22 protein-coding genes and 1 riboswitch are annotated in these 25,123 nt (G+C 73.4%); of the genes, 13 read left to right on the top strand and 9 right to left on the bottom strand.

Features of this window, described 5'->3' with window-relative positions; translation table 11 throughout:
- Positions 1–102 precede the first annotated feature (102 nt).
- Positions 103–612 (bottom strand): DUF664 domain-containing protein, encoded by a 510-nt coding sequence (locus tag ACGFIW_RS05070; protein WP_393311001.1) that lies wholly within the window; start codon positions 610–612, stop codon positions 103–105.
- A gap of 77 nt (positions 613–689) precedes the next feature.
- Here ACGFIW_RS05070 and ACGFIW_RS05065 point away from each other — a divergent pair, with 77 nt between their 5' ends.
- Entirely contained in the window at positions 690–1,205 is a 516-nt protein-coding gene (locus ACGFIW_RS05065) for a 2'-5' RNA ligase family protein (RefSeq protein ID WP_393311000.1), read from the top strand.
- Positions 1,206–1,389: 184 nt separating this feature from the next.
- Positions 1,390–1,575 carry a hypothetical protein gene (locus tag ACGFIW_RS05060; RefSeq protein WP_393310999.1) on the top strand — a complete coding sequence of 62 codons (186 nt, stop codon included), beginning with the start codon at positions 1,390–1,392 and terminating at the stop codon, positions 1,573–1,575.
- 12 nt (positions 1,576–1,587) lie between these two features.
- Here the strand turns inward: ACGFIW_RS05060 and corA are convergent, their stop codons facing one another.
- The gene (gene corA / locus ACGFIW_RS05055; protein ID WP_393310998.1) at positions 1,588–2,718 is read right to left on the bottom strand and encodes a magnesium/cobalt transporter CorA; all 1,131 of its coding nucleotides are present in this window, start codon (positions 2,716–2,718) and stop codon (positions 1,588–1,590) included.
- A gap of 166 nt (positions 2,719–2,884) precedes the next feature.
- Here corA and ACGFIW_RS05050 point away from each other — a divergent pair, with 166 nt between their 5' ends.
- The 5 genes from ACGFIW_RS05050 (at position 2,885) to ACGFIW_RS05030 (ending at position 7,776) form a co-directional block, all read left to right on the top strand.
- Positions 2,885–4,840 (top strand): amino acid transporter, encoded by a 1,956-nt coding sequence (locus ACGFIW_RS05050; RefSeq protein ID WP_393310997.1) that lies wholly within the window; start codon positions 2,885–2,887, stop codon positions 4,838–4,840.
- A gap of 86 nt (positions 4,841–4,926) precedes the next feature.
- A riboswitch (SAM riboswitch) is annotated at positions 4,927–5,038 on the top strand.
- A gap of 32 nt (positions 5,039–5,070) precedes the next feature.
- Entirely contained in the window at positions 5,071–5,208 is a 138-nt protein-coding gene (locus tag ACGFIW_RS05045) for a hypothetical protein (protein ID WP_393310996.1), read from the top strand.
- A 103-nt stretch (positions 5,209–5,311) separates the two neighbouring features.
- A complete protein-coding gene (locus ACGFIW_RS05040) occupies positions 5,312–6,220 on the top strand; it encodes an ABC transporter substrate-binding protein (protein WP_393310995.1) in 909 nt (302 codons plus the stop codon).
- Between the two features lie 39 nt (positions 6,221–6,259).
- Entirely contained in the window at positions 6,260–7,036 is a 777-nt protein-coding gene (locus ACGFIW_RS05035; protein WP_393310994.1) for an amino acid ABC transporter permease, read from the top strand.
- Positions 7,033–7,776: an amino acid ABC transporter ATP-binding protein gene (locus tag ACGFIW_RS05030; protein ID WP_393310993.1), complete on the top strand. Its 744-nt coding sequence runs from the start codon at positions 7,033–7,035 to the stop codon at positions 7,774–7,776. Before ACGFIW_RS05035 ends, ACGFIW_RS05030 begins: the two co-directional genes overlap by 4 nt.
- 8 nt (positions 7,777–7,784) lie before the next feature.
- Here ACGFIW_RS05030 and ACGFIW_RS05025 read toward each other — a convergent pair whose 3' ends face one another.
- Positions 7,785–9,359 carry a Na+/H+ antiporter gene (locus ACGFIW_RS05025; RefSeq protein WP_393310992.1) on the bottom strand — a complete coding sequence of 525 codons (1,575 nt, stop codon included), beginning with the start codon at positions 9,357–9,359 and terminating at the stop codon, positions 7,785–7,787.
- Between the two features lie 194 nt (positions 9,360–9,553).
- Positions 9,554–13,159 (bottom strand): BTAD domain-containing putative transcriptional regulator, encoded by a 3,606-nt coding sequence (locus ACGFIW_RS05020; protein ID WP_393310991.1) that lies wholly within the window; start codon positions 13,157–13,159, stop codon positions 9,554–9,556.
- A 138-nt stretch (positions 13,160–13,297) separates the two neighbouring features.
- Here ACGFIW_RS05020 and ACGFIW_RS05015 point away from each other — a divergent pair, with 138 nt between their 5' ends.
- The 3 genes from ACGFIW_RS05015 to ACGFIW_RS05005 all read left to right on the top strand — a co-directional run bounded on the left by ACGFIW_RS05015 (position 13,298) and on the right by ACGFIW_RS05005 (position 15,328).
- Positions 13,298–14,176, top strand: coding sequence for an alpha/beta fold hydrolase (locus ACGFIW_RS05015; RefSeq protein ID WP_393310990.1), 879 nt, complete (start codon positions 13,298–13,300; stop codon positions 14,174–14,176).
- A gap of 310 nt (positions 14,177–14,486) precedes the next feature.
- Positions 14,487–14,936, top strand: coding sequence for a hypothetical protein (locus ACGFIW_RS05010; protein ID WP_393310989.1), 450 nt, complete (start codon positions 14,487–14,489; stop codon positions 14,934–14,936).
- On the top strand, positions 14,933–15,328 hold the full coding sequence (locus ACGFIW_RS05005; RefSeq protein ID WP_393310988.1) for a hypothetical protein: 396 nt from the start codon (positions 14,933–14,935) through the stop codon (positions 15,326–15,328). Before ACGFIW_RS05010 ends, ACGFIW_RS05005 begins: the two co-directional genes overlap by 4 nt.
- Positions 15,329–15,337: 9 nt before the next feature.
- On the opposite strand, the gene ACGFIW_RS05000 is transcribed toward ACGFIW_RS05005, so the two are convergent.
- On the bottom strand, positions 15,338–17,644 hold the full coding sequence (locus ACGFIW_RS05000; protein WP_393310987.1) for a hypothetical protein: 2,307 nt from the start codon (positions 17,642–17,644) through the stop codon (positions 15,338–15,340).
- Between the two features lie 8 nt (positions 17,645–17,652).
- Entirely contained in the window at positions 17,653–18,855 is a 1,203-nt protein-coding gene (locus ACGFIW_RS04995; protein ID WP_393310986.1) for a low temperature requirement protein A, read from the bottom strand.
- A 168-nt stretch (positions 18,856–19,023) separates the two neighbouring features.
- Here ACGFIW_RS04995 and ACGFIW_RS04990 point away from each other — a divergent pair, with 168 nt between their 5' ends.
- On the top strand, positions 19,024–19,839 hold the full coding sequence (locus ACGFIW_RS04990; protein ID WP_393310985.1) for a helix-turn-helix domain-containing protein: 816 nt from the start codon (positions 19,024–19,026) through the stop codon (positions 19,837–19,839).
- Between the two features lies 1 nt (position 19,840).
- Here the strand turns inward: ACGFIW_RS04990 and ACGFIW_RS04985 are convergent, their stop codons facing one another.
- The 3 genes from ACGFIW_RS04985 to ACGFIW_RS04975 all read right to left on the bottom strand — a co-directional run bounded on the left by ACGFIW_RS04985 (position 19,841) and on the right by ACGFIW_RS04975 (position 23,010).
- Positions 19,841–20,617, bottom strand: a complete 777-nt coding sequence (locus tag ACGFIW_RS04985; RefSeq protein ID WP_393310984.1) for a TetR/AcrR family transcriptional regulator — start codon at positions 20,615–20,617, stop codon at positions 19,841–19,843.
- Positions 20,618–20,686: 69 nt separating this feature from the next.
- A complete protein-coding gene (locus tag ACGFIW_RS04980; protein WP_393310983.1) occupies positions 20,687–22,321 on the bottom strand; it encodes an MFS transporter in 1,635 nt (544 codons plus the stop codon).
- Positions 22,315–23,010, bottom strand: coding sequence for an SDR family NAD(P)-dependent oxidoreductase (locus ACGFIW_RS04975; RefSeq protein ID WP_393310982.1), 696 nt, complete (start codon positions 23,008–23,010; stop codon positions 22,315–22,317). Before ACGFIW_RS04975 ends, ACGFIW_RS04980 begins: the two co-directional genes overlap by 7 nt.
- 153 nt (positions 23,011–23,163) lie before the next feature.
- On the opposite strand from ACGFIW_RS04975, the gene ACGFIW_RS04970 reads away from it, so the two are divergent.
- A complete protein-coding gene (locus ACGFIW_RS04970) occupies positions 23,164–24,453 on the top strand; it encodes a histidine kinase (RefSeq protein ID WP_393310981.1) in 1,290 nt (429 codons plus the stop codon).
- Positions 24,441–25,106, top strand: coding sequence for a response regulator (locus tag ACGFIW_RS04965; protein ID WP_393310980.1), 666 nt, complete (start codon positions 24,441–24,443; stop codon positions 25,104–25,106). Before ACGFIW_RS04970 ends, ACGFIW_RS04965 begins: the two co-directional genes overlap by 13 nt.
- Positions 25,107–25,123 lie beyond the last annotated feature (17 nt).

The raw sequence follows: 25,123 nt of genomic DNA, 5'->3' as shown, positions 1-25,123 counted from the left end.
GGGTGAGTGCCGGGGTGTGCGGCTCTCGACGCGTACCAGCGGATGCGCGACGGAACGCTGGAGGGCCGGGCCGTCTTCGTGCCCTGAGCCGGCGAAGCGCGGTCAGCCGGTCCCGAGCAGACCACGCAGGTAGGCGGCCTGGCCCACGTGTTGCAGGTCGTCCTCGGCGATACTGACCAGCCGCACCCCGAGGGTGACCGGCGGGTCCCACCCCTCGTCGACGACGCGGTCCAGGTCCGCCGGACCCAGGCCGGCCAGGAACTTTCCGGTACGTGACGCGACCGCCCCGTAGTAGTCGACCAACGCCTGCGCGTTCTCCGGCCGCACCCTCGCGATCTGCGCGGGCGAGTGTCCGTAGCCGGTGTCGTCCGGGTCGGCGGTGAGCCCGAACCGGTGCGCCCAGTCGCCACTCACCCAGATCTGCTCCGCGTCGAGCACGTCGGCGACGTGGTGGTCCTGCACCCGGGTGAGGTGCCAGACCAGCCAGCCGATCGAGTTGTGGCCCGGTGCGATCTCGTGGCGCAGTTGCTCCGGGCTGAGTCCCTGCACCGCCGCGCGGACGAGGCCGGGCAGCCGGTCGTACGTCTCGGTCAGTAGCTCACTAACGTCCACTGGGCACGCCTCCTGGTCGGTTTCCGGTCAGGTACCGCCGAGACGGGCGCTCAAACCCCGGTCGCTACGGTGATCGGATGGTCGCGGCGGTGGAGTTGTATCTGGACCCGGACGCCACCCGCCGGATCCGGGTGTTGTGGGACGCGCTGGAGACCGAGGGCGTGCAGAGCATGCGTTCGCTGCTGGCGCAGCGCCACCGTCCGCACGTGTCGCTGGCGGTGGCGCCCCGCCTCGACCCGGAGCAGGTCGTCGCGGCCCTGCGTACGACGGTGGTGGCCGCTCCCCTGCGGCTCGACTTCCAGCACGCCGGCCAGTTCGTCGGTCGGGTGCTCTGGCTCGGTCCGGCGCCCACCCCGGAGCTGCTGGCCCACCACCGCACGGTCTACGACCGGCTCACCGACGCCGGCATCCCGTTGACCGAGCACTACCAGCCGGGCCTCTGGGTGCCGCACTGCACGCTCTCCATGCGGGTGCCGAACGCGCTGATGGCCGCTGCGGTGCGGCGCTGCCTGGAGGTGTTGCCGCTGGCCGCGACAGTGGTCGGGGCGGCCCTCACCGACCACGCCCGGGGCATCACCCATCCGCTGTCCTGACCCGCGAGGAAAATGTCCGGTTTGGCGGGCGACAGTCGGGAAACCGAAAAGAAGCGGTGGTAACGGGGTCCGGCGTGGGATGGTTCGACGTAGATGTCGTCCTGCCGGGCGCGGTTCGCCCGGCCGGTGGTGCGGGCTCACGCCGCGCCGCCCGTGGCGGCTTCGAGGAGGAGAGGCGGGGCCCATGGAGGCTCAGCGCAGGCCAGCGCGTGCGGAGCGGAGCCAGACCCGGGACGACCGGACCGGCGGCGGCATGACCGGGGCGGCGACACCGCTGACGATCTGGGCGGCCGCCGTCCTGCTCGGCCGGATCGCCGCCGGCGACGACGACATCGAGGACGAGCGGCACATCCTGCGCGGCATCGAGTGATCCCCGCGGTGTTCACAGCCAGCCACGCCGCTTGAAGATCAGATAGAGCGTGCCGCACACCAGCAGCATGAGCAGTAACGCGAACAGGTAGCCGAAGCGCCAGTTCAGCTCCGGCATGTGGACGAAGTTCATGCCGTACACCGTGCCGATGAGCGTGGGGGCGAACAGGATGGCCGCCCACGAGGAGACCTTCTTCAGCTCCTCGTTCTGCGTGTAGCTGGCCGCGGTGAGGCTGCGCATCTCCTCGTTCTGCTGCTGCGAGACGAGTGTGGCGTTGACGGTGAGGATGTTCTGCAACAGGTGCCGGAAACCGTCCACCCGCTCCACCACCTGGGTCAGGTGGTCGGTCACGTCGCGCAGGTAGCGGCGCAGTTCCTCGTCGGTGCTGGCACTGCCGGCGCCGTCGGCCAGCGCGTCGAGCACGGTGAGCAGTGGGCGTGCGGCGCGTTGGAACTGGATGACCTCGCGGCTGAGGCCGTAGATGCGCCGGCTCGCGTTCGGGTCGCCGCCGAACACCTGCGTCTCGATCTCGTCGATGTCGTTCTCCAGCCCGGCCACCACCGGCGCGTACCCGTCGACGACCTGGTCGAGGATCGCGTACAGGACCGCCTGCGGGCCCCGGCCCAGCATCTGCGCCTCGGTCTCCATCCGCCGCCGCACCGCGGCCAGGTCGGGGGCCTCGCCGTGCCGGACCGTGACCACGAAGCCCGGCCCGATGAACAGGTGCAACTCGGAGAACTCGACCTCCTCCCGCTGGTCGTCGTAGCGGGCGGCACGCAGCACCACGAACAGGGTGTGCCCGTACCGTTCCAGCTTGGGTCGCTGGTGGGCGTTGATCGCGTCCTCGACCGCCAGGTCGTGTAGCCGGAACTCCCGGGCCAGCGAGGTGATCTGGTCGATGTCGGGCCGGTACAACCCGATCCAGGCCATCGCGGCGTCCTGCTCCTGCAGGCAGCGGTACGTCTCGGCGAGGCCGGACGGCGAGGCGAAGCGGTGCCCGCGGACGTAGACCGCGCTGTCGACCAGGCCACCGGCGGGCGCCTCGGGTGACGCCGTCGACGGCGGCACACCCTCCGTCGTCTCGTACTCGTCCAGTTGGCGACCGAAGCCACCACCGGGGCGGAAGCGACGGCCACCGACCATGCCCTGTCCCCTCCCCCGGTGCCGTCCGGCCCCGCGCACCCCCGCCAGCCCGGGGGCGCTGCATCCCCCGTGTCCCGGACCCGAAACCGCCAGCCGCCGGGTGGGTTCCGCGCACCGGCGGACGCGCGTGCCCCCACGGGCGGATACTCACGGTGACCATGGGCGGATGACGGGGGACGCGTCGATGGAGGTCGACAGGCGCGCCGGACGGCTGCGGGGGTGGTTGCTCGACGCGGGCTCGGACCGGGCCGCGCACCCGGGGCCGCACGGACGTCCGCCGGAGCACCGACACCACCCGTGGTGGAAGGTGATGTGCCTGACCGGCGTCGACTACTTCTCCACCCTGGGCTACCAGCCGGGCATCGCGGCGCTGGCCGCCGGGGCACTGTCGCCGGTGGCGACCCTGGTGCTGGTGCTGGTGACGCTGCTGGGCGCGTTGCCGGTCTACCGGCGGGTGGCGGTGGAGAGCCCGCACGGCGAGGGTTCCATCGCGATGCTGGTACGCCTGCTGAGCTACTGGCCCGGCAAGCTGCTGGTGCTGGTACTGCTCGGCTTCGCGGCCACCGACTTCATCATCACCATCACCCTGTCGGCGGCCGACGCGACCGCGCACATCGACGAGAACCCGTTCTGGCCCGACGGGCTCAAAGGGCACGAGGTGCTGCTCACGCTGCTGCTCGTGGCGCTGTTGGGCGCGGTGTTCCTCAAGGGATTCACCGAGGCCATCGGGATCGCCGTCGTGCTGGTCGCGGTCTACCTGACCCTGAACGCGGTGGTGGTGGTCGACGCGCTGTGGCGGGTGGTGACGCACCCGAGCGCCGTCGACGACTGGACCACCGCGCTGACCACCGCGCACGGCGATCCCTGGCTGGTGGTCGGGCTCTCGCTGCTGGTCTTCCCGAAACTCGCGTTGGGCCTGTCCGGCTTCGAGACCGGAGTGGCCGTGATGCCGAGCATCCGGGGCGACCCGCGGGACTCGGAGGCGCGCCCGCTGGGCCGGATCCGCGGCGCGCGCCGACTGCTCACCACCGCCGCGTTGATCATGAGTGTCTTCCTGATCACCAGCAGCGTGGCGACCACAGTGCTGATCCCGGCGCAGGATTTCCGGCCGGGCGGGCCGGCGAACGGGCGGGCGCTGGCCTACCTGGCGCACGAGCACCTCGGGGAGGTGTTCGGCACCGTCTACGACCTGTCCACCATCGGGATCCTCTGGTTCGCGGGGGCGTCGGCGATGGCCGGCCTGCTCAATCTCGTCCCCCGTTACCTGCCCCGCTACGGCATGGCGCCGGCCTGGGCGCGGGCCGTCCGGCCGCTGGTGCTGGTCTTCACCTCGGTGGCTTTCCTGATCACTGTCGTCTTCGAGGCCAGCGTGGACGCGCAGGGCGGCGCGTACGCCACGGGTGTCCTGGTGTTGATCACTTCGGCGGCGACGGCCGTAACGCTCGCGGCGGTCCGGCGGCGGCAGCGCGGTCGCAGCGTCGCGTTCGGAGTCATCGCGGTGGCCTTCGTCTACACCACCCTGGCGAACGTGGTGGAACGCCCCGACGGCGTCAAGATCGCGGCCTGCTTCATCGGCGGGATCATCGTGGTGTCGCTGCTCTCCCGGCTGTCGCGGGCCTACGAGTTGCGCGTCGACCGGGTCGAGTTGGACCCGGTCGCGACCCGGATGATCGACGAGCGGGCCGGGCGGCGGATCCGGCTCATCGCCCACGAGCCCGACCGGCGCGACGAGGCCGAGTACCGCGCCAAGTTGGACCAGACCATGGCGGACAACGACTTTCCCGACGACAGCGACGTGATCTTCGTCGAGGTGCACGTCACCGACCCGTCGGACTTCGAGACCGAGTTGCTGGTGCGCGGCGGCACCGTGGACGACCGCTTCCCGGTGCTCAGCCTGGCCGCCTCCTCGGTGCCCACCGCGCTCGCCGCCCTGCTGCTGGAGATCCGCGACCGCAGCCGGCGACGCCCCCACATCTACTTCGAGTGGAGCGAGGGCGGCCCGGCCCGCAACATCCTGCGGTACCTGGCCTTCGGGCAGGGGGCCATCGCCTCGGTCACCCGGGAGATCCTGCGTCGCCAGGAGCCCGACCCGCACCGCCGGCCGCACGTGCACGCCGGTTGACCTGCGGCCGGGCACCCGGTCCGGCACGGTGAGCGTGGTCATAACGACTGGACGATCCACCCGCAGGTGCTGTTAGCCTCGGCGCAGGTCATGAGTGCCAGCGCGAAGCCCCGGCTCGCTGGCCGGCAACCCTCCTCCGCGGTGGGGTGCCCCGGGTGAAGACCAGGCACCGGCACGACGTCGGTGCAAGCGTGGCCTGGCACCCAGGTCAGCACAGACCCGGGAGACCCATGCGCACCATCGGCACCACCCCACCGACCGACCTCGCGCACCTGGGCGCCGGTTGGCCCGCGCCGGCACTCACCCGGCGACGGCACGTGGACCTGATGCGAATGTGCGGCGCCGCCTGTCGCGGCACCACGCACTGACGCACCCCTTCCTACCGAGCCTTTCCAGCGGTACGCCCATCGGGCGCACCGTCGGCGGCACACGTCCGTGCCCGCCGGGACACGACCCCTTTCGGAGACACCCGTGCGACTTCTTCCTGCCCTGACCCGTGCCGCCGCCCTCGGCGCGGCCACCATCCTGGCCGCCACCGCCCTCACCGCCTGCGGCGACGACAGCTCGTCCGACGCCACCGCCAACCCGTACGGCCTGGCCCAGCCGGGCGTGCTGCGGGCCGGCACCCTGACCGACGCCCCGCCGAACGTCTTCCTCAAGGACGGCAGGTTCACCGGCTTCGACAACGACCTGCTGACCGCCGTGGCCGGCAGGCTCGGCCTCACCGTGGAGTTCGTCGGCACCGACTTCTCCGCGCTGCTCTCCCAGGTCAACAACCACAAGTTCGACGTCGGCAGCTCCTCGATCACCATCACCGAGGCGCGGAAGAAGACTGTCGACTTCGGCAACGGCTACGACTTCGGCTACTTCGGCCTGGACGTCCCGGCCGGCTCGCCCATCACCGGTTTCGACCAGCTCACCGGCAAGCGGGTCGTGGTGGTGCAGGGCACCGTGCAGGACGACTACGCCACCGGCAAGCGGCTCGACCCGGTGCGGGTGCCGGACTACAACGGCGCGATCAACCAGCTCAAGGCCGGCACCGCCGACGCGTGGATCGCCCCGGCCGAGATCGGCGAGAAGTCGGCCGCCGACAGCAACGGCAAGATCACCGTGGCGGCCACGCAGCTCAGCCCGGCCCCGACCGCGTACGCCGTGGCCAAGGGCAGCGACAAGCTGCGCGAGGCGCTGAACAAGGGCCTCGACGAGGTCATCGCGGACGGCACCTGGAGCCGGTTGCAGACGCGGTACTACCCGGGCCGGCCGATCCCGGCGGACTTCACGCCGGGCAGCGGCACGGTGCCGGCACCGACCGCGTCCGTCGCGCCGTCCGCGTCCGGCACGCCCGTCACGCCGACCGCGACCGCGTCGGCCGCGTCCTGACCCGGTGACGAGCGAGCGGGGCGGGAGGAGAGGCGACCGATGGATCCGTTGAGCACCCTGTGGGAGACCTTCTTCGACGCCGACGCGATGCGCGAGGCGCTGCCCGAGATGCTGACCGTCGGGCTGCCCAACACGCTGATCCTGGCGGTCTCCGCCGCCCTGCTCGGCTCGGTGCTGGGCCTGCTGTTGGCCGTCGCCGGCCTCTCCCGCAGCCGCTGGCTGCGCTGGCCGGCGCGCGTCTACACCGACGTGTTCCGGGGGCTGCCGGCGGCGGCGACGATCCTGCTGATCGGCGTCGGGCTCGCACCGCTGGGCATGCGGGTCTGGGGACCGGACCCCTACCCGCTGGGAATCCTGGCGCTGTCGCTCATCGCGGCCGCGTACATCGGGGAGATCTTCCGCTCCGGCATCCAGTCGGTGGAGGCCGCCCAACTGGAGGGCGCCCGCGCCCTCGGCTTCTCCTGGGCCGACGCGATGCGGCTGGTGATCATCCCGCAGGGCATCCGGCGGGTGCTGCCGGCCTGGGTGAACCAACTCATCGCCCTGATCAAGGACTCCAGTCTGGTCTACTTCCTCGGCCTGGTGGCCAGTCAGCGGGAGCTGTTCCGGATCGGGCAGGACTACGCGGCCACCACCGGCAACGAATCGGCACTGCTGCTCGCGGGGCTGTGCTACCTGGCACTGACGGTCCCGCTGACGCACGTCGTCAACGGGATCGACAGGCGGCTGCGCAACGGCCGCCCGGCAACCGCACCGTCCGACGAGGACGAGGACACCGCTTCGGCGTACGCCACGACGGAAGGACACCGGCGATGACCACCGTGACGAGCACCTCGGTCAGCCTCGACGTCCGCGACGTGCACCTCGCCTTCGGACCGAACCGGGTGCTGCGCGGCGTCGACCTCACCGTTGCGCGTGGTGCGACGGCCTGCGTGATCGGCCCGTCCGGGTCGGGCAAGTCCACGCTGCTGCGCACCATCAACCGGCTGATCGAGCCGGACCGCGGCGACGTGCTGCTGGACGGGCGCAGCGTGCGGGGCGACGACCCGGACGCGTTGCGGCAGCGCGTGGGCATGGTCTTCCAGCACTTCAACCTCTTTCCGCACCTGAGCGTGCTGCGCAACGTCACCCTCGCGCTGCGCCGGCTCCGCAAGCTGGGCGCGGACGAGGCGGAGAGCATCGCGCGGGCCCAACTGGAGCTGGTGGGGTTGGCCGGCAGGGCCGACGCGCGGCCGGCGCAGCTCTCCGGCGGTCAGCAGCAGCGGGTGGCGATCGCTCGGGCGCTGGCGCTGCGGCCCGAGGTGATGCTCTTCGACGAGGCCACCTCGGCGCTCGACCCGGAGTTGGTCAAGGGCGTCCTCGCGGTGATGGCCGACCTGTCCGCCGCCGGCATGACCATGGTGGTGGTCACCCACGAGATGGGCTTCGCCCGGCAGGTCGCCGACACCGTCGCCTTCATGGACCGGGGCATGGTGTTGGAGGCCGGCCCACCCGAGGCGATCTTCGAGCGGGCCGAGCACCCTCGGTTGCGCCGATTCCTCGCGCAGGTGCTCTGACCCGGAGATCACTCGTTGGGCCCGCGCCCCAGCAGCCGGATCTCCTCGTTGTCCAGCGCGGCCTGAAGCTCCTGGAGCACCAGGTCGTCGATCTCCCGGTTGTCGCGCAGGCGGGTGACCTCGCGCCTCTTGTGGGCGAGGACCCCGAGGCGCAGCCTGCGATCCAGGCGACGTTCCTCGGCGGTGTTCCCGCCGCTCTCGTCGAGGTCCTCCAGGTGCCGCTGATACTCGGCCTGCAACCGGCGTACCGTCTCCTCCTGGGCGCCGACCTCGGCGGCGACCTGCGGCAGGGCGGCCAGGCCCACCGCGGTGGCCCGCCGCCGGGCGTGGCGAGCCTCGTCGACGCGTTCCGGGTCGCCGGACAGCCCGGCCCAGCGCACGACCAACGGCAGGGTGGTGCCCTGAAGCAGCATGATCAGCACGATCACCAGCGCGGTGACGAAGATGATCAGATCACGTTCGACAACCGGTCGACCGGCGACAGTCATCGTCGGGACGGCCAGGGCGGCAGCGAGCGACACCGCGCCCCGGAACCCGGCCCAGCCGGCGACGGTCCCCACCCGCCAACTGGACGGACCTGGGCCGTCGTCCATCATCCGGCGACGCCGCAGCCGCGCCGACTGGGCGGTGAGGTAGATGAAGACCAGCCGGGTGGCCACGACGACCACCGTGACCACCAGAACGATCGCCAACGCCCGCTCGGGCGAGGTGCTGGTGATGCCCCGCACCGCCCGGGGGATCTGCGTACCGAGCAGGACGAACAGCCCGCCGTTGATCAGGAACGTGCTCAGGTCCCAGAACGCCAACGCGAGCACCCGGGACCGGGCCCGGATCACCCGTGGGCCGGCATAGGACAGCACGAGCCCGGCGACCACCACCGCCAGCACCCCGCTGGCGTGCACCGCGTCGGCGAGCAGGAAGGCGCCGAACGGTGTCAGCACGCTCAGCGCACCCTCGCGCAGCGGGTCGTCGAGCCGCTTGCGGATCAGCACCACAGCGGCCCCCACCAGCAGACCGGCGACCACACCGCCGACGCTGGCGCCGACGAACTCCTCGCTGACGCCCAACACGCCCGGCTTGGCGCTCTGGCTGAGCAGACCCACGGCCACCGCGAAGACCACAAGCGCGGTGCCGTCGTTGATCAGGCTCTCCGCGTGCAGGGTGGTGAGGAGCTTGCGGGGCAGCCGCTTGGCCAGACCGGTGACCGCCGCGGCGTCGGTCGGCGCGAGAACCGCGCCGAGCACCCAGGCGGCGGCGGGGTTCACCCCGAACGCCTGCGCCGCGAACGACACAGTGACCATGGTGAGCACCACGAGCACCACGGCGAGCAGACCGATCACCGGCAGGTTGGCCCGGATCTCCCGCAGGCTGATGGTGAGGCTCTCCCGGTACAGGATCGCCGGCAGGAAGATCAGCAGCACCAACTCCGGTTCGAGGGTCACCTCGGACAGCGGCGGCGTGAGCCCGAGCAGCACCCCGAACGCGATGAGCAGGACCGGCGGGGCGACCCGGTACCGACCGCCCAGGGTGGTGCCGATCAGGACGGTGGCGCCCAGCACCACGATCAGGATGAGCACCTGCACGCGTACTCCCCTCGATCGTCGGCGCGACGGCGCGCGCCGCCTGTTCCATCTGACCGCACCACGGTTGCCGGTTCCCCACGTTCCGGTAAGTCGCCGGCAAGTCCCGAGCACGGGGAGGAGAAGACCCCCAGAAACCCGTCCGTGATCGCAAGCCCAGACCCGCCCTCGCCCCGCGATCTTCCGGGGCGGCCTCGTCAGGCTTGGCAGTCGCCGTTGAGGCGCGCGGTGAGGGCGCGGGCGGTACGGCGGTGCTCGGCGGCTTCCTCGTCGCGGCCCAGAGCGGCGGCCAGGTCGGCGAGGTGCCCGGCCACCGGGCCGGCGGTGACCAGCCCACTGCCGGCGGCCAGTTCGGCGGCGGCCGGGCGGAGCGCCGCGGCGACGTGTTCCATGGTGGGCCGGTCGTCGACGGCGAGCGCCGCCCGAGCGGTGAGGCACAGCCGCACCTCCCGCAGCAGGTCGTGCGGCCCTTCCGGGAGGGCCCGCAGCGCCGCCCGGGTGGCCATCCGGTCGCCGGCGGCGGCGAGCAGCAGTGGCCGGACCCAGGGCTCGTGCGGGCCCCAGTCCAGCCGCGCCCAGTCCTCGTCGTCCGGCCCGGGAATCGCGCGCTGACGTCCGGGGGCCGGCGGGGCTTCACTGACGGTGTCGGCCAGTCGCAGGCCGAGCAGGGCGAGCGGCAGCAACCCCGGGGCCAGGCCCGGCATGGCGTCGGCGGGCAGGCGTTCGGCGGCGGCCCGGTACGCGGTCACCGCGGCGGCCCGGTCACCGCACACCGCCAGGCGCAACGCGGCGTACCACCCGGTGAAGACCCCGACCAGCGGCAGCTCGTAGCGCTGCGCGAGACGGTCGGCGGCGCGGGCGTGCGCGTCCGCGCCGGCCCGGTCGGCTCGCGCGCAGCACGCCTGGACCAGGACGAGGTGACCCAGCACCTCGAAGGTCACCAACTGCTGCGGGGCGGCCAGGTCGACAAGCTCCGTGCCGATCCGGGCCCGCTCGTCGGCCAGTCCGACACGGTGGAAGGCGTGCATGAAACGCGCGTTCAGCGCGAAGGCCAGCAGCCCGGGGTCCGCGACGGTCCGGGCGATCCGCTCGGCCTCGGCGGCGGCCCGACGGCCACGGTCGCCGGTGCTGCCCCGCAACTCCAGGGCCAGCGTGCTCAGCAGCCGGCTGCGTTGCGCCGAGCCGGTCGGGCCGAGACCGGTCAGGGCCCGCTCGGCGGCGCGAACGATCCGCTCGGAGAGTGCGTCGTCGTCGTTGCGGGTCCAGATGGCGGGCACGTCGAAACCGGCAAGCACCTCCGCGGTCAGCCGGGGGTCACCCACCGCCTCGGCGTCGGTGATCGCCGCGGCGCGGTACCGTCGCGCCTCGGCCAACCGGCCCGTCACCGCCAGCCCGCGCCCGAGGCCGAGCACCGCGCCGAGCCGCTCGCGCCGCTCGTTCTGCCCGGCCCGGTCGTACGCGTCGAGGACCTGCGCCCACAGCCGGGCCGCCTCGTGCGGGTTGCCGTCCCGTTCGGCCTGTTCGGCGGCGGTTCGGGCGTAGCTGGCGGCGCGGCGGGCGGCCGCCCGCCCTCCGGCGTGCAGCAGGTGGTGGGCGAGCGCGGCGGGGTCGACGGGCTGCTGCCGTTGCATCGCCTCGGCCACGGCGCCGTGCCAGGCCGCCCGACGCGACGCGGACAGGTCGGCGTAGAGCGTGTCGCGGACCAGGATGTGGGTGAACCGTAGTCGCCCCTCGGGCTCCTGCTCGGTCAGGAACCCGGCCTGCAATCCGCGGTCCACGGCGTCCAGCAGTGCCGCCGGGTCGCCGGCCAGCGCGCCGAGCACCGCGGGGTCGAGGTCCCGGCCGAGCACTGCCGCCTGCCGCAGGACGGTACGGGTCGGCGCGGGCAACTGTGCGAGGCGGTGCCGGATCACGTCGCGCACCCCCGGTGGCACCGCCGCCAGCGCCGCCTGACCAGCACCCGCGGACAACTGGGCCAACTCCCGGACGAAGAACGGGTTACCGCCGCTGCGGTGGTGGATCAGCCGGACGGTGGGCGGGTCCAGCTCCGGCCCCGCGACGGCACGGGCCAACTCGCCGGTCGCCTCGGCGGACAGTCCGCCGAGGTATTCCCGCACCGGTTCGAGGCCGGCCACGCGGGCCAGCGTGGCGGTCAACTCCGGGCTGATCTCGGTGGCCCGGTAGGTGCCGAGGACCAGCACCGGGCCGGTGGCCGGCTGCGGGCCGCCGAGCAGGCCGGTGAGCAGGTCCAACGTGTCGCCGTCGGCGCGGTGCAGATCGTCCAGGACCAGGAGCAGGGGGCCCCGGTCGGCGACGGCGGAGACCAGCGCCGCCACCGCGCGGTGCCGACGGAACCGGGCCACGGCGGGATCACTCGGGCCGTCGGTCATAGCCGGCCCGGCCGGCCCATCGGTCACCGCCGACCCGCCCGGCCCACCGGCCGCCGACCCGCCCAGCCCACCAGCCGCCGACCCGGCAGGCCCGCCGCCCACCGACCCGCCGGGTCCGCCGCCCACCGGCCCGGCCGGCTCGGTGAGCGCGTCGGTGATCTGCGTCCAGGGCCAGGCGGCCGGGGCGCCGTCGTACTCGGGGCTGCGACCCCACGCCGCGCTCCAGCCCTCGGCCACGAGCTGTCGGCTCAGCTCCTCGGCCAGGGAGGACTTGCCGGCGCCCGGGTCCCCGCTGAGCAGGGCGAGGGTTGGCCGACCCGCCCGGGTGGCGGCCTCGGCGGCGTGCCGCAGCCGCGCCAACTCCGCGTCCCGCCCGACGAACGGTCGCCCCGGCGACGCTGCCGACCCGGCCGCCCGAACAGGCCCAGCCGCCCGAACAGGCCCGGCCGTTCCAACAGGCCCGGCCGCTCCAACAGGCCCCACCGCCCGAACAGGCCCAGCCGCTTCAACAGGCCCAACCACTCCAACAGGCCCAGCCGCCCGAACAGGCCCGGCCGCTCCAACAGGCCCGGCCGCTCCAACAGGCCCAGCCGCTCCAACGGGCCCGGCCGCGACGGGGGTGGGGGTGAGGTGTGCCGCCTGGGCCAGGATGTCGGCCTCCAACCGGCGCAGCTCGGGCCCCGGGTCCACCCCGAGCGCGGACACCACCGCGTCGCGGGCTTCCCGCAGCGCGGCCAGCGCGTCGCCCTGCCGGCCGGCGCGGTAGCGGGCCAACGCGAGCAGCCGCCAGGCGTCCTCCCGCAGCGGATGGCCGGCGAGGTGGGCGGGCAGGTCGGCGGCGGCCTCGTCCGGCCGACCCAGCGCGAGCAGCGCCTCGGCCCGCCGTTCGACGGCGAGCATCCGCAGCTCGTCCAGCCGGTTGATCTCCGCGACGGCCCAGGGGTCGCCCGCGCAGTCCGCGTACGCGGGTCCGCGCCAGAGCCCGAGCGCCGTGTCCAGCGCGGTCAGGGCCGGTGCGGGCAGGTCGGCGGTCAGCAGTCGTCCCGCCTCGCCGACGGCTGCCTCGAAGCGTCCGGCGTCCACCGCGTCCGGGGCGGTAAGCAGCGCGTACCCCGAGGGTTCGGTGACCAGGAGGCGGGGTGGCTGCCGGGGCGGCCGGTCGGGCTCCAACGCCCGGCGCAGGTCGGCGACGAAGGTCCGGATCGCGCCCACCGCGCCGTCCGGGGGGACCTCCCACAGGTCGTCGACGAGACGGTCCACCGGCACCACCCGGCCGTGGGCGATCAACAGCCGGGCCAGCACCAGGCGCTGCCGGTGCCCCCGCAACGGCACCGGGCCGCTCCCGGTGGCGGCGGTCACCGGCCCGAGGACGCCGAACGTCACCCCCACCGGTGGTGTCGGCTGCCTGGTCATGACACCAATCTAGGCGGCGGTGCCGGCCGGCACTGATGCGGCGCTGACCGTCTGCTGATCTCCACCGGGCAGGCTCGACACCGTACGACGGCGACGGGCCACCGCCCGAGCCGGCCCTGCTCACCAGGAAGGTTCCCCGTGGAGCCGAGGATCAACGGATTCGACTACCAGCGCGTCACCGTCGCCGACGGTGTGACGCTCAGCGCCGCCGTGGGCGGCTCCGGGCCACCGGTCGTGCTGTTGCACGGTTTCCCGCAGACGCACCTCATGTGGCGGCACGTCGCCGCCGACCTGGCCGCCGACCACACGGTCATCTGCCCCGACCTGCGTGGCTACGGCGACAGCGACAAGCCGGTGGACGCCGACGGCACGGCGTACGCCAAGCGGACCATGGCCGCCGACGTGGTGGCACTGGCCGGTGCGCTCGGTCACGAGCGCTTCGCCCTGACCGGGCACGACCGGGGTGCCCTTGTCGCGTTCCGCGCCGGCCTCGACCACCCGGCGGCGATCAGCCACCTCGCCCTGCTCGACGTGCTGCCCACCCTGGACATGTGGGACGTGCTGCACGGCGTCAACGCCGCGGTCGCCTTCCACCTGTACCTGATGGCGCAGCCGCCCGGCCTGCCCGAGGAACTGATCGGCGGCAGCCCGGACGCGTTCTTCGGCCACTTCCTGGACGTCTGGACCCGCGACCCGGGGGCGCTGCCGACCGAGGTGCGCGCCACCTACCTGCGCGCGTCCCGCGAGGCGATCCCCTCGATCGTCGCCGACTACCGGGCGTCCGCCGGGATCGACGTCACCCACGACACCGCCGACCGGGCGGCGGGCAACCAACTGCGGATGCCGGTGACGGTGCTCCAGCAGGACTGGGGCGCGGCGCTCGGCTACGACGCGGCCGGGGTGTGGCGGGCCTGGGCCCCGGACCTCGTCCACCAGACGGTGACCTGCGGGCACTTCATGGCGGAGGAGGCCCCCGCGACGGTGGTCGGGGCGCTGCGCGCCCTGGTGCGGCGATGATCGGCCGCCTCCGGTAATACCTCCGACACTGTGCGCCGCCGAGGGCGCGAGACCGCACCCTCGGCGTCCACCCAGTGCCGGATACGGCCCTGACCTGCGGAAATGCGACAGAGCACAGGTGGACGCGAACCGATCGCCGGTGCTAAACAGGCAGTTATCGGCAGCCAATGGCGGCGAGTCGCCCATCGATCGTCTCCCCGCACGCCGCCCTCGGGCCCCGCCGCACGCACCGCCCCGCGGTCGCGCTCCACCCCACGGCACCGGCCCCGGTGGCGGACCGGTGAGCACGGTCATCGACCAAGGAGTCGCCGTGGGGCATTTGCGGAACCGCGCCAAGCACCAACCGTTCGAGGTGGCCGCGCTGATCACGACGCCCGTCTGTGGGGTCCTGCTGCTCGCGCTGGACGTCCGACCACCGTCGGTGCAACTGTCCATGCCGGAACCCATCCAGGTCGGCTGGGAGGTCGCCCTGATCGCCGTGGGCTTGGGCGGGCTGCTGGGCATCCTGTGGCCCGGTCGGCTCTCCACCGGTCTCGGCATCGAGCTCGCGTCCGTGCTGGTGCTCGGGACCATCACCGGCATGTACGCGGTGGCGCTGGTGGCGGTGGCCGGCCGGCAGGGCATCGTCGCGGCGTCGTTGATCAGCACGGTGCCGGTGGGGTCCTTCTGGCGGGTCGCCCTGATCGTCGCCGACCTGCGCTGCCTGGCCTACGGCCACGAGTGCGCGACTCACGAACGGGTCGTGGGAGGTGCCGCGTGATCTCGGTATCCACACCCGAGGCGCCACACTGGGTTCAGGTGCTGCTCAGCATGTTCGGCGTCCTCGGCGGAACGACAGGTCTGGCCGCCATCGCCACAGTCGTGGCGCAGCGGGGCAAGTTCAAGGCCGACGCCGCCGACACGCTCACGGAGGCCGCCCTGACCCTCGTGCAACCCCTACAGACGCGGATCACCGAGTTGGAGAGCGAGGCGATAAGCGCGCGGTCGGAGCTGGGGCTGCTGCGCGAGCAGGTCAACCAGTTGCAGTTCGTCGTCCGGGTACTCACCCGCACCCTCGACCGCTGGCGGACCGCCGTGCACGCCCCCGACGCCACCCTGCGCAAGATCCGTACGGTGGTCGCGGAATCGGAGCGACTGGCCGAGGACCCGTGACCGGTCACCTCACCCGCCGTCCGGGCAGCGCAGCCGGCCGGCGAGTTCCCGCAGCGCCGCCCGGAACTCGGGCTCCGACTCGTCCGGGTGGTGCCCGCGTACCGGGGGCGGTCGACGCTCCCCCGGTGCCGGCAGCAGGCTGCGCGGATCCCGCAGCCGCCGGTCGACCCCGCTGGCCGGGTCGGCGGGGTCCGGCGGCGGATCACCGGGCCGGTGCGCGGCGAAGATCCAACCACCGACCGGGTCCGTGTCACGCCACAGGTTGAGCCACCGCCACCCGATCCGCTCCCCCACCTCGCGCAGCGTCTCCCGATTGAGGTACGCCGGAAAGAGCCGGGCGTAGAGGCGGTCCAGCGGTGAGCCGTAGGTGAGCAGCGCGACCCGTCGGCGGGTGTGCGGGGGCAGCCGCAGCACCGCGAGGGCCAGCAACGCCGAGCCGTGGCTGTGCCCGCACAGCACCACCCCGGCGTGCCGCTCGGCCAGTTGGGTGATCCGGTCGGCCAGCTCCGGCACCGCGCGGTCGGCGTAGCTCGGCGGTGCGAACGGGTGCGCGGCGCGGGGCCAGAAGGTGCCGAGGTCCCACAGGATGCCGACGTGCCGGCGGAACCACGCCGTCCGGTAGGCGAACACACCACCCGAGAGCAGGACCAGGACCACGGCGGCGACGATGTAGGTGCCCCCCGCGAGCGCCATCCCGGCGAACCCGGCCGGCAGCCCGAGGAACCGCCACGTCAGGTCCTCCGGCCCGCGCCCGGTCCCCCCGAGCAGACTCGTGGCCAGCCCGATCACCGCGAGCGCCGCGTACACGGTGGCCAACACGCCCAGCCACTCGGTGAACCGGGCACGGGCGACGGCCTTCGTGGCGAGCCGTAGCCGCCCGATCGCCTCCGGCGGCACGGCGGGAAAGTCGCGGGCGGTGATGTCCGCCGCCGCACGGCACCTGCGACGCCGCGACAGGAGGGTGATCGCGGCGCACGCCAGCACCCCCGCGACAACGTGCAGGAACACCGCCAGGATCGTCCAGCGGTACGGCAGCGGCGGCCCACCGACACCGCCGAAGCCGCCGAGCAGATCCCCCGCCTGGTAGACCAGACCGGCGGAGAACGCACCGGTCAGGCCGACCGCGATGGCCGCGATGACAGTCGCGCCCAGTCCCCGCGGCAGCGCCGACCGGGCCGCTCCCGGCGGCGTGCCGGACCGGGCCGCTCCCCGCGGCGTTGCGGACCGGGCCGCTCCCCGCGGCGTTGCGGACCGGGCCGCTCCCCGCGGCAGCGTCAACTGGGCCGCTCCCCGCGGCAGAGCCGACCGGGCCTCGGCGCGACCGGGGCGCCACAGCACCAGCCCGCAGAGCAGCACCAGCAGTGCCATCTGGCCGAGCAACGCCCCGCCCGCGATCGCGCCGTAGCCGGGGAGCCCGGCCGCCGACGGCCACTCCCGCCCGTCGCTCGCGACGGCGACGAGGGTCGCCACGCTCAGACCGACCGCCACCACGCCCACCGCGCGGGCTAACCAGGTGGACACGCCCGCGGTCGCCGCACGGTCGATCAGGCCCGGCGCGACGAGCAGACCGACGCAGAACAGCAGGACGGCCACACTCAGCGTCCACAGCAGCGTCGTCGCGGGCGTCGCACCGCCGGCGCGACGGGCCGTGAGCAACAGCAGATCGAGGACGGCGAAAGCGGCGGCGACGTGGATCGCCCGTAGCCGCGCCACCAGCGGCTCCACCGCCCACAGTGGGTTGCCGGCCGGGCGGGGGCGGCGGGTCCCGAGCAGCCGCAGGAGCACGATCGCGGCGATCGGCAGCAGCGTCAGCACGGCCAACCGCTGCCCCACGGGCCAGTCGTCGAGCCCGGCCAGTGTGTCGAAGGGCGCACGGCAACGGGCCGCGCCGAGACACCGCCAGGCGAGCAGGTCGAGGGCGACACCGGCGATGGACACCACGTACACCACAGTGAGGTTGAGCGCGAGGAGCCGGCACAGGGTGGTGACCCCGGCGGCGCGGCGGCCGGCGGGCCGCATCCACACCGCCAGGTTGCTGAGCATGAACGGCAGCAGGAAGACCATGGACAGTGTCCGGGCCACGGTGCCCGAGGGCAGGTCGGCCCAGCGGTACGCCTCGAGCGTCAGCCCGTCCGGGTCGGTGTCGTCCGCCCCGGCGCGACGGTGGAATCCACCGCTGCCGTCGCCCGCTACCTGCCGCACCCTCGCCTCGTGCAGGACGGCCGAGGGTGGTGCCCCCGACACACCGTGCACCCGCAACTCGACCACGTCAGCGCGGCGCGGGTGGTCGCCGTGCTGCGGTGGCCTGCGCGGCATCGGGGCGGCTACCCGTGCCGTCGCTGGTCGGGCGCGTCGGTCGCGCCGCCCGGTCGGACAGCCCGCCACACGCCGGGCATCCCGTCGACCACGACGATCAACAGCAACACCCCGGCGACGACGGCGCTGTTGGCCAGTTGCGGAAGCCTCATGGTCGCCGACCCGAGCAGGATGATGGCCGGCACGCCGACCAGGCGCGCCCAGGGCACGCTGGCGTCGACCACCGCCGAGAGCAGGATCCGGGCGGTCAGGAACAGCGCCGGGCCGATGACGCCCACGGCCAGGTGTCCCGTGTCGCGGTAGTCCGGATCCTCGATCGTCAGCTCCATCGCGACGCTTGTGGCCAGGACCCCGGCGATCATGACGACGTGCAGGTAGCCGGCCAGGAGCGCCAGTTTGCTGCCGGGCGGGCCGGCCGCCACGATGCTGGCGCCCAGTCGCGTGCCCGCCGGCACCAGGTAGAGCCGGGCGAGGGCCACCGCCGTCACGAACGCCAGGGCGAAGGCCACGGTGCTCCCCCGGTTCATCCCGGAGCCGCTGTAGGCGATGCCGGAGAACAGGATCAACTCGCCCAGCGCGATGATGAAGATCTGTTGGTAGCGCTCGGAGAGGTGCTCACCGTTCACCTGAAGGTCCGGCCAGGAGCTGCGCCCGAGCCACGGGAACGGCCAGCGCAGCCGGGCGAGGGAGTATTCCAGCACCAGGGCGAGCGCCCAGAGCGCCTCCCGGGCCGGTACGACGAGCGCACCGACCACCCACAGCACGCCGGAGATCGCGAACCAGATCGCCACCCGCAGGCTCCGCAGTTGCAGCGGGTGCCCGCGCAGCGCCGGGATCAGCAACGCGCCTCGACCAAGATGGATGGCCACGTAGGCGCCGGCGAACAAGCCGGCGTGCGAGTCGAACGCGGTGGGCACAGCGGCGGCCATCAGCAGGCCGCCGAACATCACCCAGAGTAGGAGTACGACGATCAGCGGGGCACGCGGGTCGAACCAGTCCGCCGACCAGGCGGTCACGAACCACACCCACCACAGCGCCGCCAGCAGCACCAGCACCTGGAAGCCGCCGGTGATGCTGGTGTCGTCGACCAGTGCCCGGGACAGCCGGGTCAGCGCGAAGATGAAGGCCAGGTCGAAGAAGAGCTCCAGGAACGACGTCCGACGGGGGTTCTCCCGCTTCTGGAGCAGCCGCTCGGGGAGCCAGCTCGCCATCGCCCCCCTCTCCCGCCATCACCTGCCGTCACAGTCGTACCACCCGGAGGGCCGGGCTCGGGCCGGTTCCGCCAGGCCCGGCGGCTTCGACAGGCGAGCGGGTGCCTGTTCTTCCCGGTGGCGGCAGGATCGGGAGGGCGGCCGGTGGGTCGCTCCTACGATGGGCTGGTGAGCACGGCCGGTCCGCTCGGCGAGTACCTGCGTGCCCGGCGCGAGCTGATCGGGCCGGGCGATGTCGGACTGCCCGCGCACGGCCGTCGGCGGGTGCCCGGCCTGCGGCGCGAGGAGGCCGCCCTGCTCGCCGGCATCAGCGCCGACTACTACCTGCGGTTGGAGCAGGGGCGGGACCGGCACCCGTCGACACAGGTCGTCGAGGCCCTGGCCCGCGCGCTGCTGCTGGACGCGGAGGCCACGGCACACCTGCACCGCCTGGCCCGGCCGGTGCCGGCCCGCCGTGCGGCACGGCCGACGGAGCGGGTGCCGGTGGGCATCCGACAGCTGGTCGACTCGTGGGCCGCGACGCCCGCCTTCGTCCACGGTCGGCACCTGGACGTGCTCTACGCCAACCCCGCCGCGACCGCGTTGGCACCGATCTTCACGGCCGGGGTGAACCTGCTGCGCGCGGTCTTCCTGGACCCGGGCGTGCCGGCGCTCTACCCGGCCCTGACGGCGGTCGCGGCCAACGCGGTGGCCGGCCTACGCGCGCAGGTCGGCGCGGAGGTGGACGACCCGCGCCTCACCGAGCTGGTCGAGGAGCTGACGGCCGGCAGCGAGCGGTTTCGGCGGTTGTGGGCCCGGCACGACGTCACCGCCCGCGCGGGCGGTGGACTGCGGACGTTCCACCATCCCCGGGTGGGCGAGGTGGAGCTGCGCTACGAGAAGCTCACGATCAACGGCACGACCCAGTCGCTCGTCGTCTACCACGCCGAGCCGGGCAGCCCGTCGGCGCGCGCACTGGCCCGGCTGACTCGCGCCGGACGCTAGCTCAACCGGGCCGGCTGGCGGTCGACCGCTCGGCGACCACCACCGAGATCCCGTCGAGCACGCGTTGCAGGCCGAACTCGAAGGCGTACTCCGGGGCGTAGGGGGCACCGTGCTGTTGGCCGGCCGCGGTGCCGACCCGGGAGGCGGTCGGGTAGGCCCCGGGTGCCAGGAACGTCTCCAGCCAGGGCGCCTGCGACTGCCACCACTGGCCTTCGGTCATGCCGGTCTCCCGTTCCAGGTCGACCACCTCGGACGCGGCACGGGCGGAACTCTTCACGTGCCCGAGGACGAGCGTGAGCACCGCGTCCATCTCGACGTCGGTGAGCCCGAGGTCGGCGACCGCGCCCAGCTCGTGGTCGTACTTGGCCAGCAGGTGCGGGCCGAGCACGGGTCGGGTCGTCTCGGCCCGGAGCATCCACGGGTGCCGCTGGTAGAGCGCGAGGTTGTCGCGGGCGATCCGCTCCAGCCGGGCCCGCCAGTCACCCTCGACGGCGGGGCGCGGCATCTCGCCGTACGCGGTGTCGATCATGACGGCGACGAGTTCGGCCTTGCCGGGCACGTAGGTGTAGACCGACATCGTGCCGACACCCAGCGCCTCGCCGACCCGGCGCATGGTCAACGCGTCGAGGCCCTCGGCGTCGGCGATGTCGGTCGCGGCCCGCACGATCCGGTCGACGCTGAGCCCCGGCCCGGCGCTGCGGCTGGTCGGCTCCCGGGTGCGCCACAGGATGGCCAGGCTGCGGGCCGGATCCGCGGTCACCTTGCGCTCCCTCGCCATGGTGCGGCCATCCTAACAACGCGGGTGTACGGCTTTCGTCGCCCGCCGGCCCGGCCCGCCTGGCCGGGATCAGAGTTCTTCGCGGTCGTCGGACAACGTCGGGCCGGCGGCGGCGGGCACCAGGTGGCGTACCTCCGGTTCCGCGTCGGTCAGCTCCCGGGCGCGCTGCTCGGCCGCCCGGTCCTCGCCCGTCAACCGGCCGCCGTGCTGGCGCAGGTGCTCGTCCCACGACGGCACCAGGTACACCTCGACGAACCGGTCCGTCGTCTCGGCCGGCCGGAACAGCCCCCAGCGCATCGCGCCGGTCCGCTGCCGTGCCCCGCGCACCAGGTCCATCGCCGCCAGGAACGACCGGGTCCGCTCCGGCCGGACGGTGTACTGCACCATGACCAGCACCGGTCCCACCCCCGGGGCCGGCTCGTGCGCCAGGTGCAGTTGCGGCCAGTAGGCCGCCGGTTCCCGGTTCACCGACCGCAGGTCCGGCAACGGCCAGATCCGACTCGTCGCGGTGCCGACAAGCATCAGCGCCGCCGCCGCGAGATAGGCGAGGACCAGCCCGGCCATCTCGGCCACCAACCCCCAGACCAGCGCGCCGGCCGCCTGCCCGCCGGCGAAACACACCTGGTAGACGGCCAGGCCCCGGGCCCGTACCCAACTGGGCAGGAAGAGCTGCATCTCGGCGTTGACGTTGGCCAGCACCGTCACCCAGGCCATCCCCGCGGGCAGCAGGGCGAGAAGCACCAGGGGTACGACCCGCACGGTGCCGACCACTGTCAACGCCACGGTGAACAGCGCCCCGGCGATCAGCAGGAGCTGGTTGGCCGACAGCCGGGTGCGGATCACGGCCAGCAGCACACCGCCGGCGATGGCGCCCACGCCGAGGGCGGCCAGCAGCAGCCCGTACCCGCCGGAGCCCAGATCCAGCCGCCGGGCGGCCACCAGCGGCAGCAACGCCCACAGCGCGCTGGCCGGGACCACGAAGACAAGCGCCCGGCGCAACAGCCGTCGGACGGTCGGCGAGTGGCGCACGTACCGGCTGCCGGCGCGCAACGCGGCGGTGAACCGCTCGGGCACCTCGACCGCGCGGGCGTTACCGGGCCGCCAGCGCCACAGCGCGTAGGTGAAGACGGCGAACGCGACGGCGTTGAGGCCGAAGACCGGGGCGACGCCGGTGCGGGCGATCAGGACGCCGGCCACCGCCGGCCCGACCGCCCGGGCCACGTTCACACTTATCGAGCCGAGCGCGGACGCCGACCGTAGCTGGTCGGGCGGCACCAGCTCCGGGATCACCGCCGCCCAGGCCGGCAGGGTGAGCGCCTGCCCGACCCCGAACGCGAAGGTGAGGGTGAGCAGCAGCGCCGGCGGCATCCGGTTGGTCTGGGTGAGCAGCGTCAACGCCACCGCCACCGCGACCAGGAACAGTTGCACGGCGATCAGCAGGCGCCGGCGGTCGAAGTTGTCGGCCAACACTCCGGCGGGCAACGCCAGCAGCAGCACCGGCAGCAGGCTCGCGGTCTGGACCAGCGCGACCAGGGTGGAGGCGTTGGAGTGGTGGATCAGCAGCCACTGCGCACCGACCGTCTGCATCCAGGTGCCGATGTTGGCGACGAGCAGGGCCAGCCACAGGTTGCGGTAGACCGCGGTCCGCAGCGGCGCCCACGCCGAGGCCGGACGGTCGTCGGGTCCGGCTGCGGCCGTCACCACCGCCCGTCCGCGCGCAGCACGCGCTCACCGGAGACGTAGAGGTCGTCGGGTTCGAGCAGCAGCAGCCGGACGACCTCGGTGGCGACCTGGTCCGGCATGGCGTACACCTCGTCCAGGAACTCGGCACCCACCCGTTCCTGCAACCGCGTCGGCATCGGTCCGGGATGCAGTTGCATCACCTTGATCCGGTTGCTGTGCTGGGCCTCGGCCAACGAGTCGACAAGGCTGTTGCCGTAGCTCTTGGTCGCCCGGTAGACGGGGATGCCCGGCCGGGGGGCCGCCAGCGCCAGCGCGCCGATGTACACCACGTTCCCGTGGCCCTGCCGGTGCAGGTGCCCCACCACCTCCCGCAGCAGGTACGTGAGCCCCAGAACGTTGATCTCCACGGCCCGGCGGATGTGCTCCACCGACAGGTCGGCCAGCTCACCGCCCGCCCACATCGACGCGCAGGCCGCCACCCCGTCGATCGTGCCGTGGCGCCGCACCACCTCGGCGAAGCCCGCACGGACCTGCTCGTGGGAGGAGACGTCGCAGACCGCCCCGTCGCACCCCAGCTCGTCGGCCGTGGCCGCGACCTCGGTCGGCACGTTGCCGAACACCACGACCCGGTGCTCGTCGACCAACTGCCGAGCCACCGCGAGGCCGAGCCCGCTGGTACCGCCGACCACCACGAAGGTTCTGGCACCCATGTCTCTCCAGCCGTCGCCCGGACAGGTCACGCGCGCCGCGTTCTTCCCGTTTCCCGACCCGGCACACCCGATCGGCCGGTAGTGCTGGACCTACCCCGGAGAGTGGATCTGGACGGCTGGGGCGACCGGTCGTCCCCGATTAGCGTCTGCGGCATGACCCCGGAACACCCTTCGCACCTGGCCGAGGCGCTGCGCCGCCGCCGCTGGCTGCTCTCCGCGTGGCCCTGGCGCGCGCTGGCCTACCTGGTGACCACCGTGCCGATCGCCGGCGTGCTCGCCGTCGGCCTGCTCGTCATCGGCGGGCCCATGCTGCCCGTCTTCAGCGCGCTCCGGCAGCACCGCCGACCGCCGAGCATCGCGCTGATGCTGTTCCTGATCACCGGAAGCGTCATCCTGCTGGCGTTCGCCCCGCTCCTGAGCTTCGTGGTGGCCTTCGTCGAGCGGTGGCGGCTCCGGCTCGTCGACAACCGTCCGCTGCCCCCGTCGCCGTGGCCGGGCCTGGTCGCCCGCTACCGAGCCGCCGCCAGCTGGCGGGAGGTGGCGTACCTGTTCTGGCTGGGCGGGGTCACGCCGGTCGCGTACTGGGTGTTCCTGGTCCTGGTGCTGCTCGACCTCGGGATGATCGCCAGCCCCTGGGTGGCCGGCACCGCCGACCCCGTCGTCATCTGGCAGCCGATCGAGAGCACCGGCGAGGCCATCGGGTACGCGATCGTGGCGGTGCTGCTCCTGCCGGTCTTCTGCTACGCCGCCGGTCTGCTCGCCGCCGCCCAGGCCGCCGTGGCCCGGTGGGCACTGACCTCGCCGGTCGACGCGGCGGCGCTGCGCGAGGTCACCCGGTCCCGCACCCGGCTGGTCGGCGCGTACGAGGCGGAACGGCGCCGGATCGAACGGGACCTGCACGACGGCGCACAACCACGACTGACCAGCCTCACCCTTCAGCTGGGCCTGGCCCAGTTGGACGTACCCGAGGACTCCCCCGCCGCCCGCCCCCTCGCCGTGGCACACGACCAGGCGCGGGGCCTGATGGTGATGTTGCGGCAGTTGGTGCACGGCATCCGCCCGCAGAGCCTCACCGACCTCGGTCTGGCCGGTGCCGCCAGCGAGCTGGCCGACGTCGCCACCATCCCGGTCGCCGTGCACGCCGACCTGCCTGGCGAGCTGCCGGAGATCGTCGAGACGACCGCCTACTTCGTGGTGTCCGAGGCCCTGAGCAACGTCGCCCGACACGCCCGGGCGACCCACGCCGAGGTGCGCCTCAGTCGGGTCGGCGGGGACCTCGTCGTCGAGGTGTCCGACAACGGGCGTGGCGGTGCCGACCCCTCCCGGGGTACCGGCCTGACCGGTCTCGCCGACCGGGTCGCCGCCGTGGACGGCCGGCTGCTGCTGTCCAGCCCGCCCGGCGGGCCTACCCTGGTCCGGGTGGAGCTGCCGTGCCGTCGATGACCCGCGTGGTGCTCGCGGAGGACGAGGTGCTGCTGCGCGAGGGCCTGGTCGCGCTGCTGACCCGCTTCGAGTTCACGGTGTGCGCCGCCGTCGGCTCCGCACCCGAGCTGCTGGCCGCGGCCCGCGAGCACACACCGGACCTGGTGCTTACCGACATCCGGATGCCGCCGGGCCGCCGCGACGACGGGCTCCGCGCGGCCGTCGCGTTACGCGCCGAGCGGCCCCACCTGCCGGTGGTGGTGCTCAGCCAGTACGTGCAGACCGGGTACGCGGCGGCGTTGCTGGACAGCGGCGACGGTCAGCGCGTCGGCTACCTGCTCAAGGACCGGGTGGCCGAGGTCACCGAGTTCGTCGACACGCTGCGCCGGGTCACGGCGGGCGGCACCGCCATCGACCCGGACGTGGTGCGGCAACTGCTGCACCGCCCGCGTGATCCGCTGGACGCGCTCTCCGCCCGCGAACGCGAGGTGCTGGCGCTGCTGGCCGAGGGCCGCTCGAACGCCTCGATCGCCGGCCGACTGCACGTCACCGAGGCGGCGGTCGGCAAGCACGTCGGCAACATCCTGCTGAAGCTCGACCTGCCGCCCAGCGACGACACCAACCGCCGGGTGCTGGCGGTGCTCACCTACCTGCGCAACGACCCGGTGGGCTGACCAGCGGCGGGCCGAGA

It is taken from the genome of Micromonospora sp. NPDC048935, from assembly GCF_043197875.1.
Taxonomy (GTDB): Bacteria; Actinomycetota; Actinomycetes; order Mycobacteriales; family Micromonosporaceae; genus Micromonospora.
The sequence above is the reverse complement of the archived record's forward strand: the minus strand, read 5'-3'. Positions and strand labels throughout refer to the sequence as shown.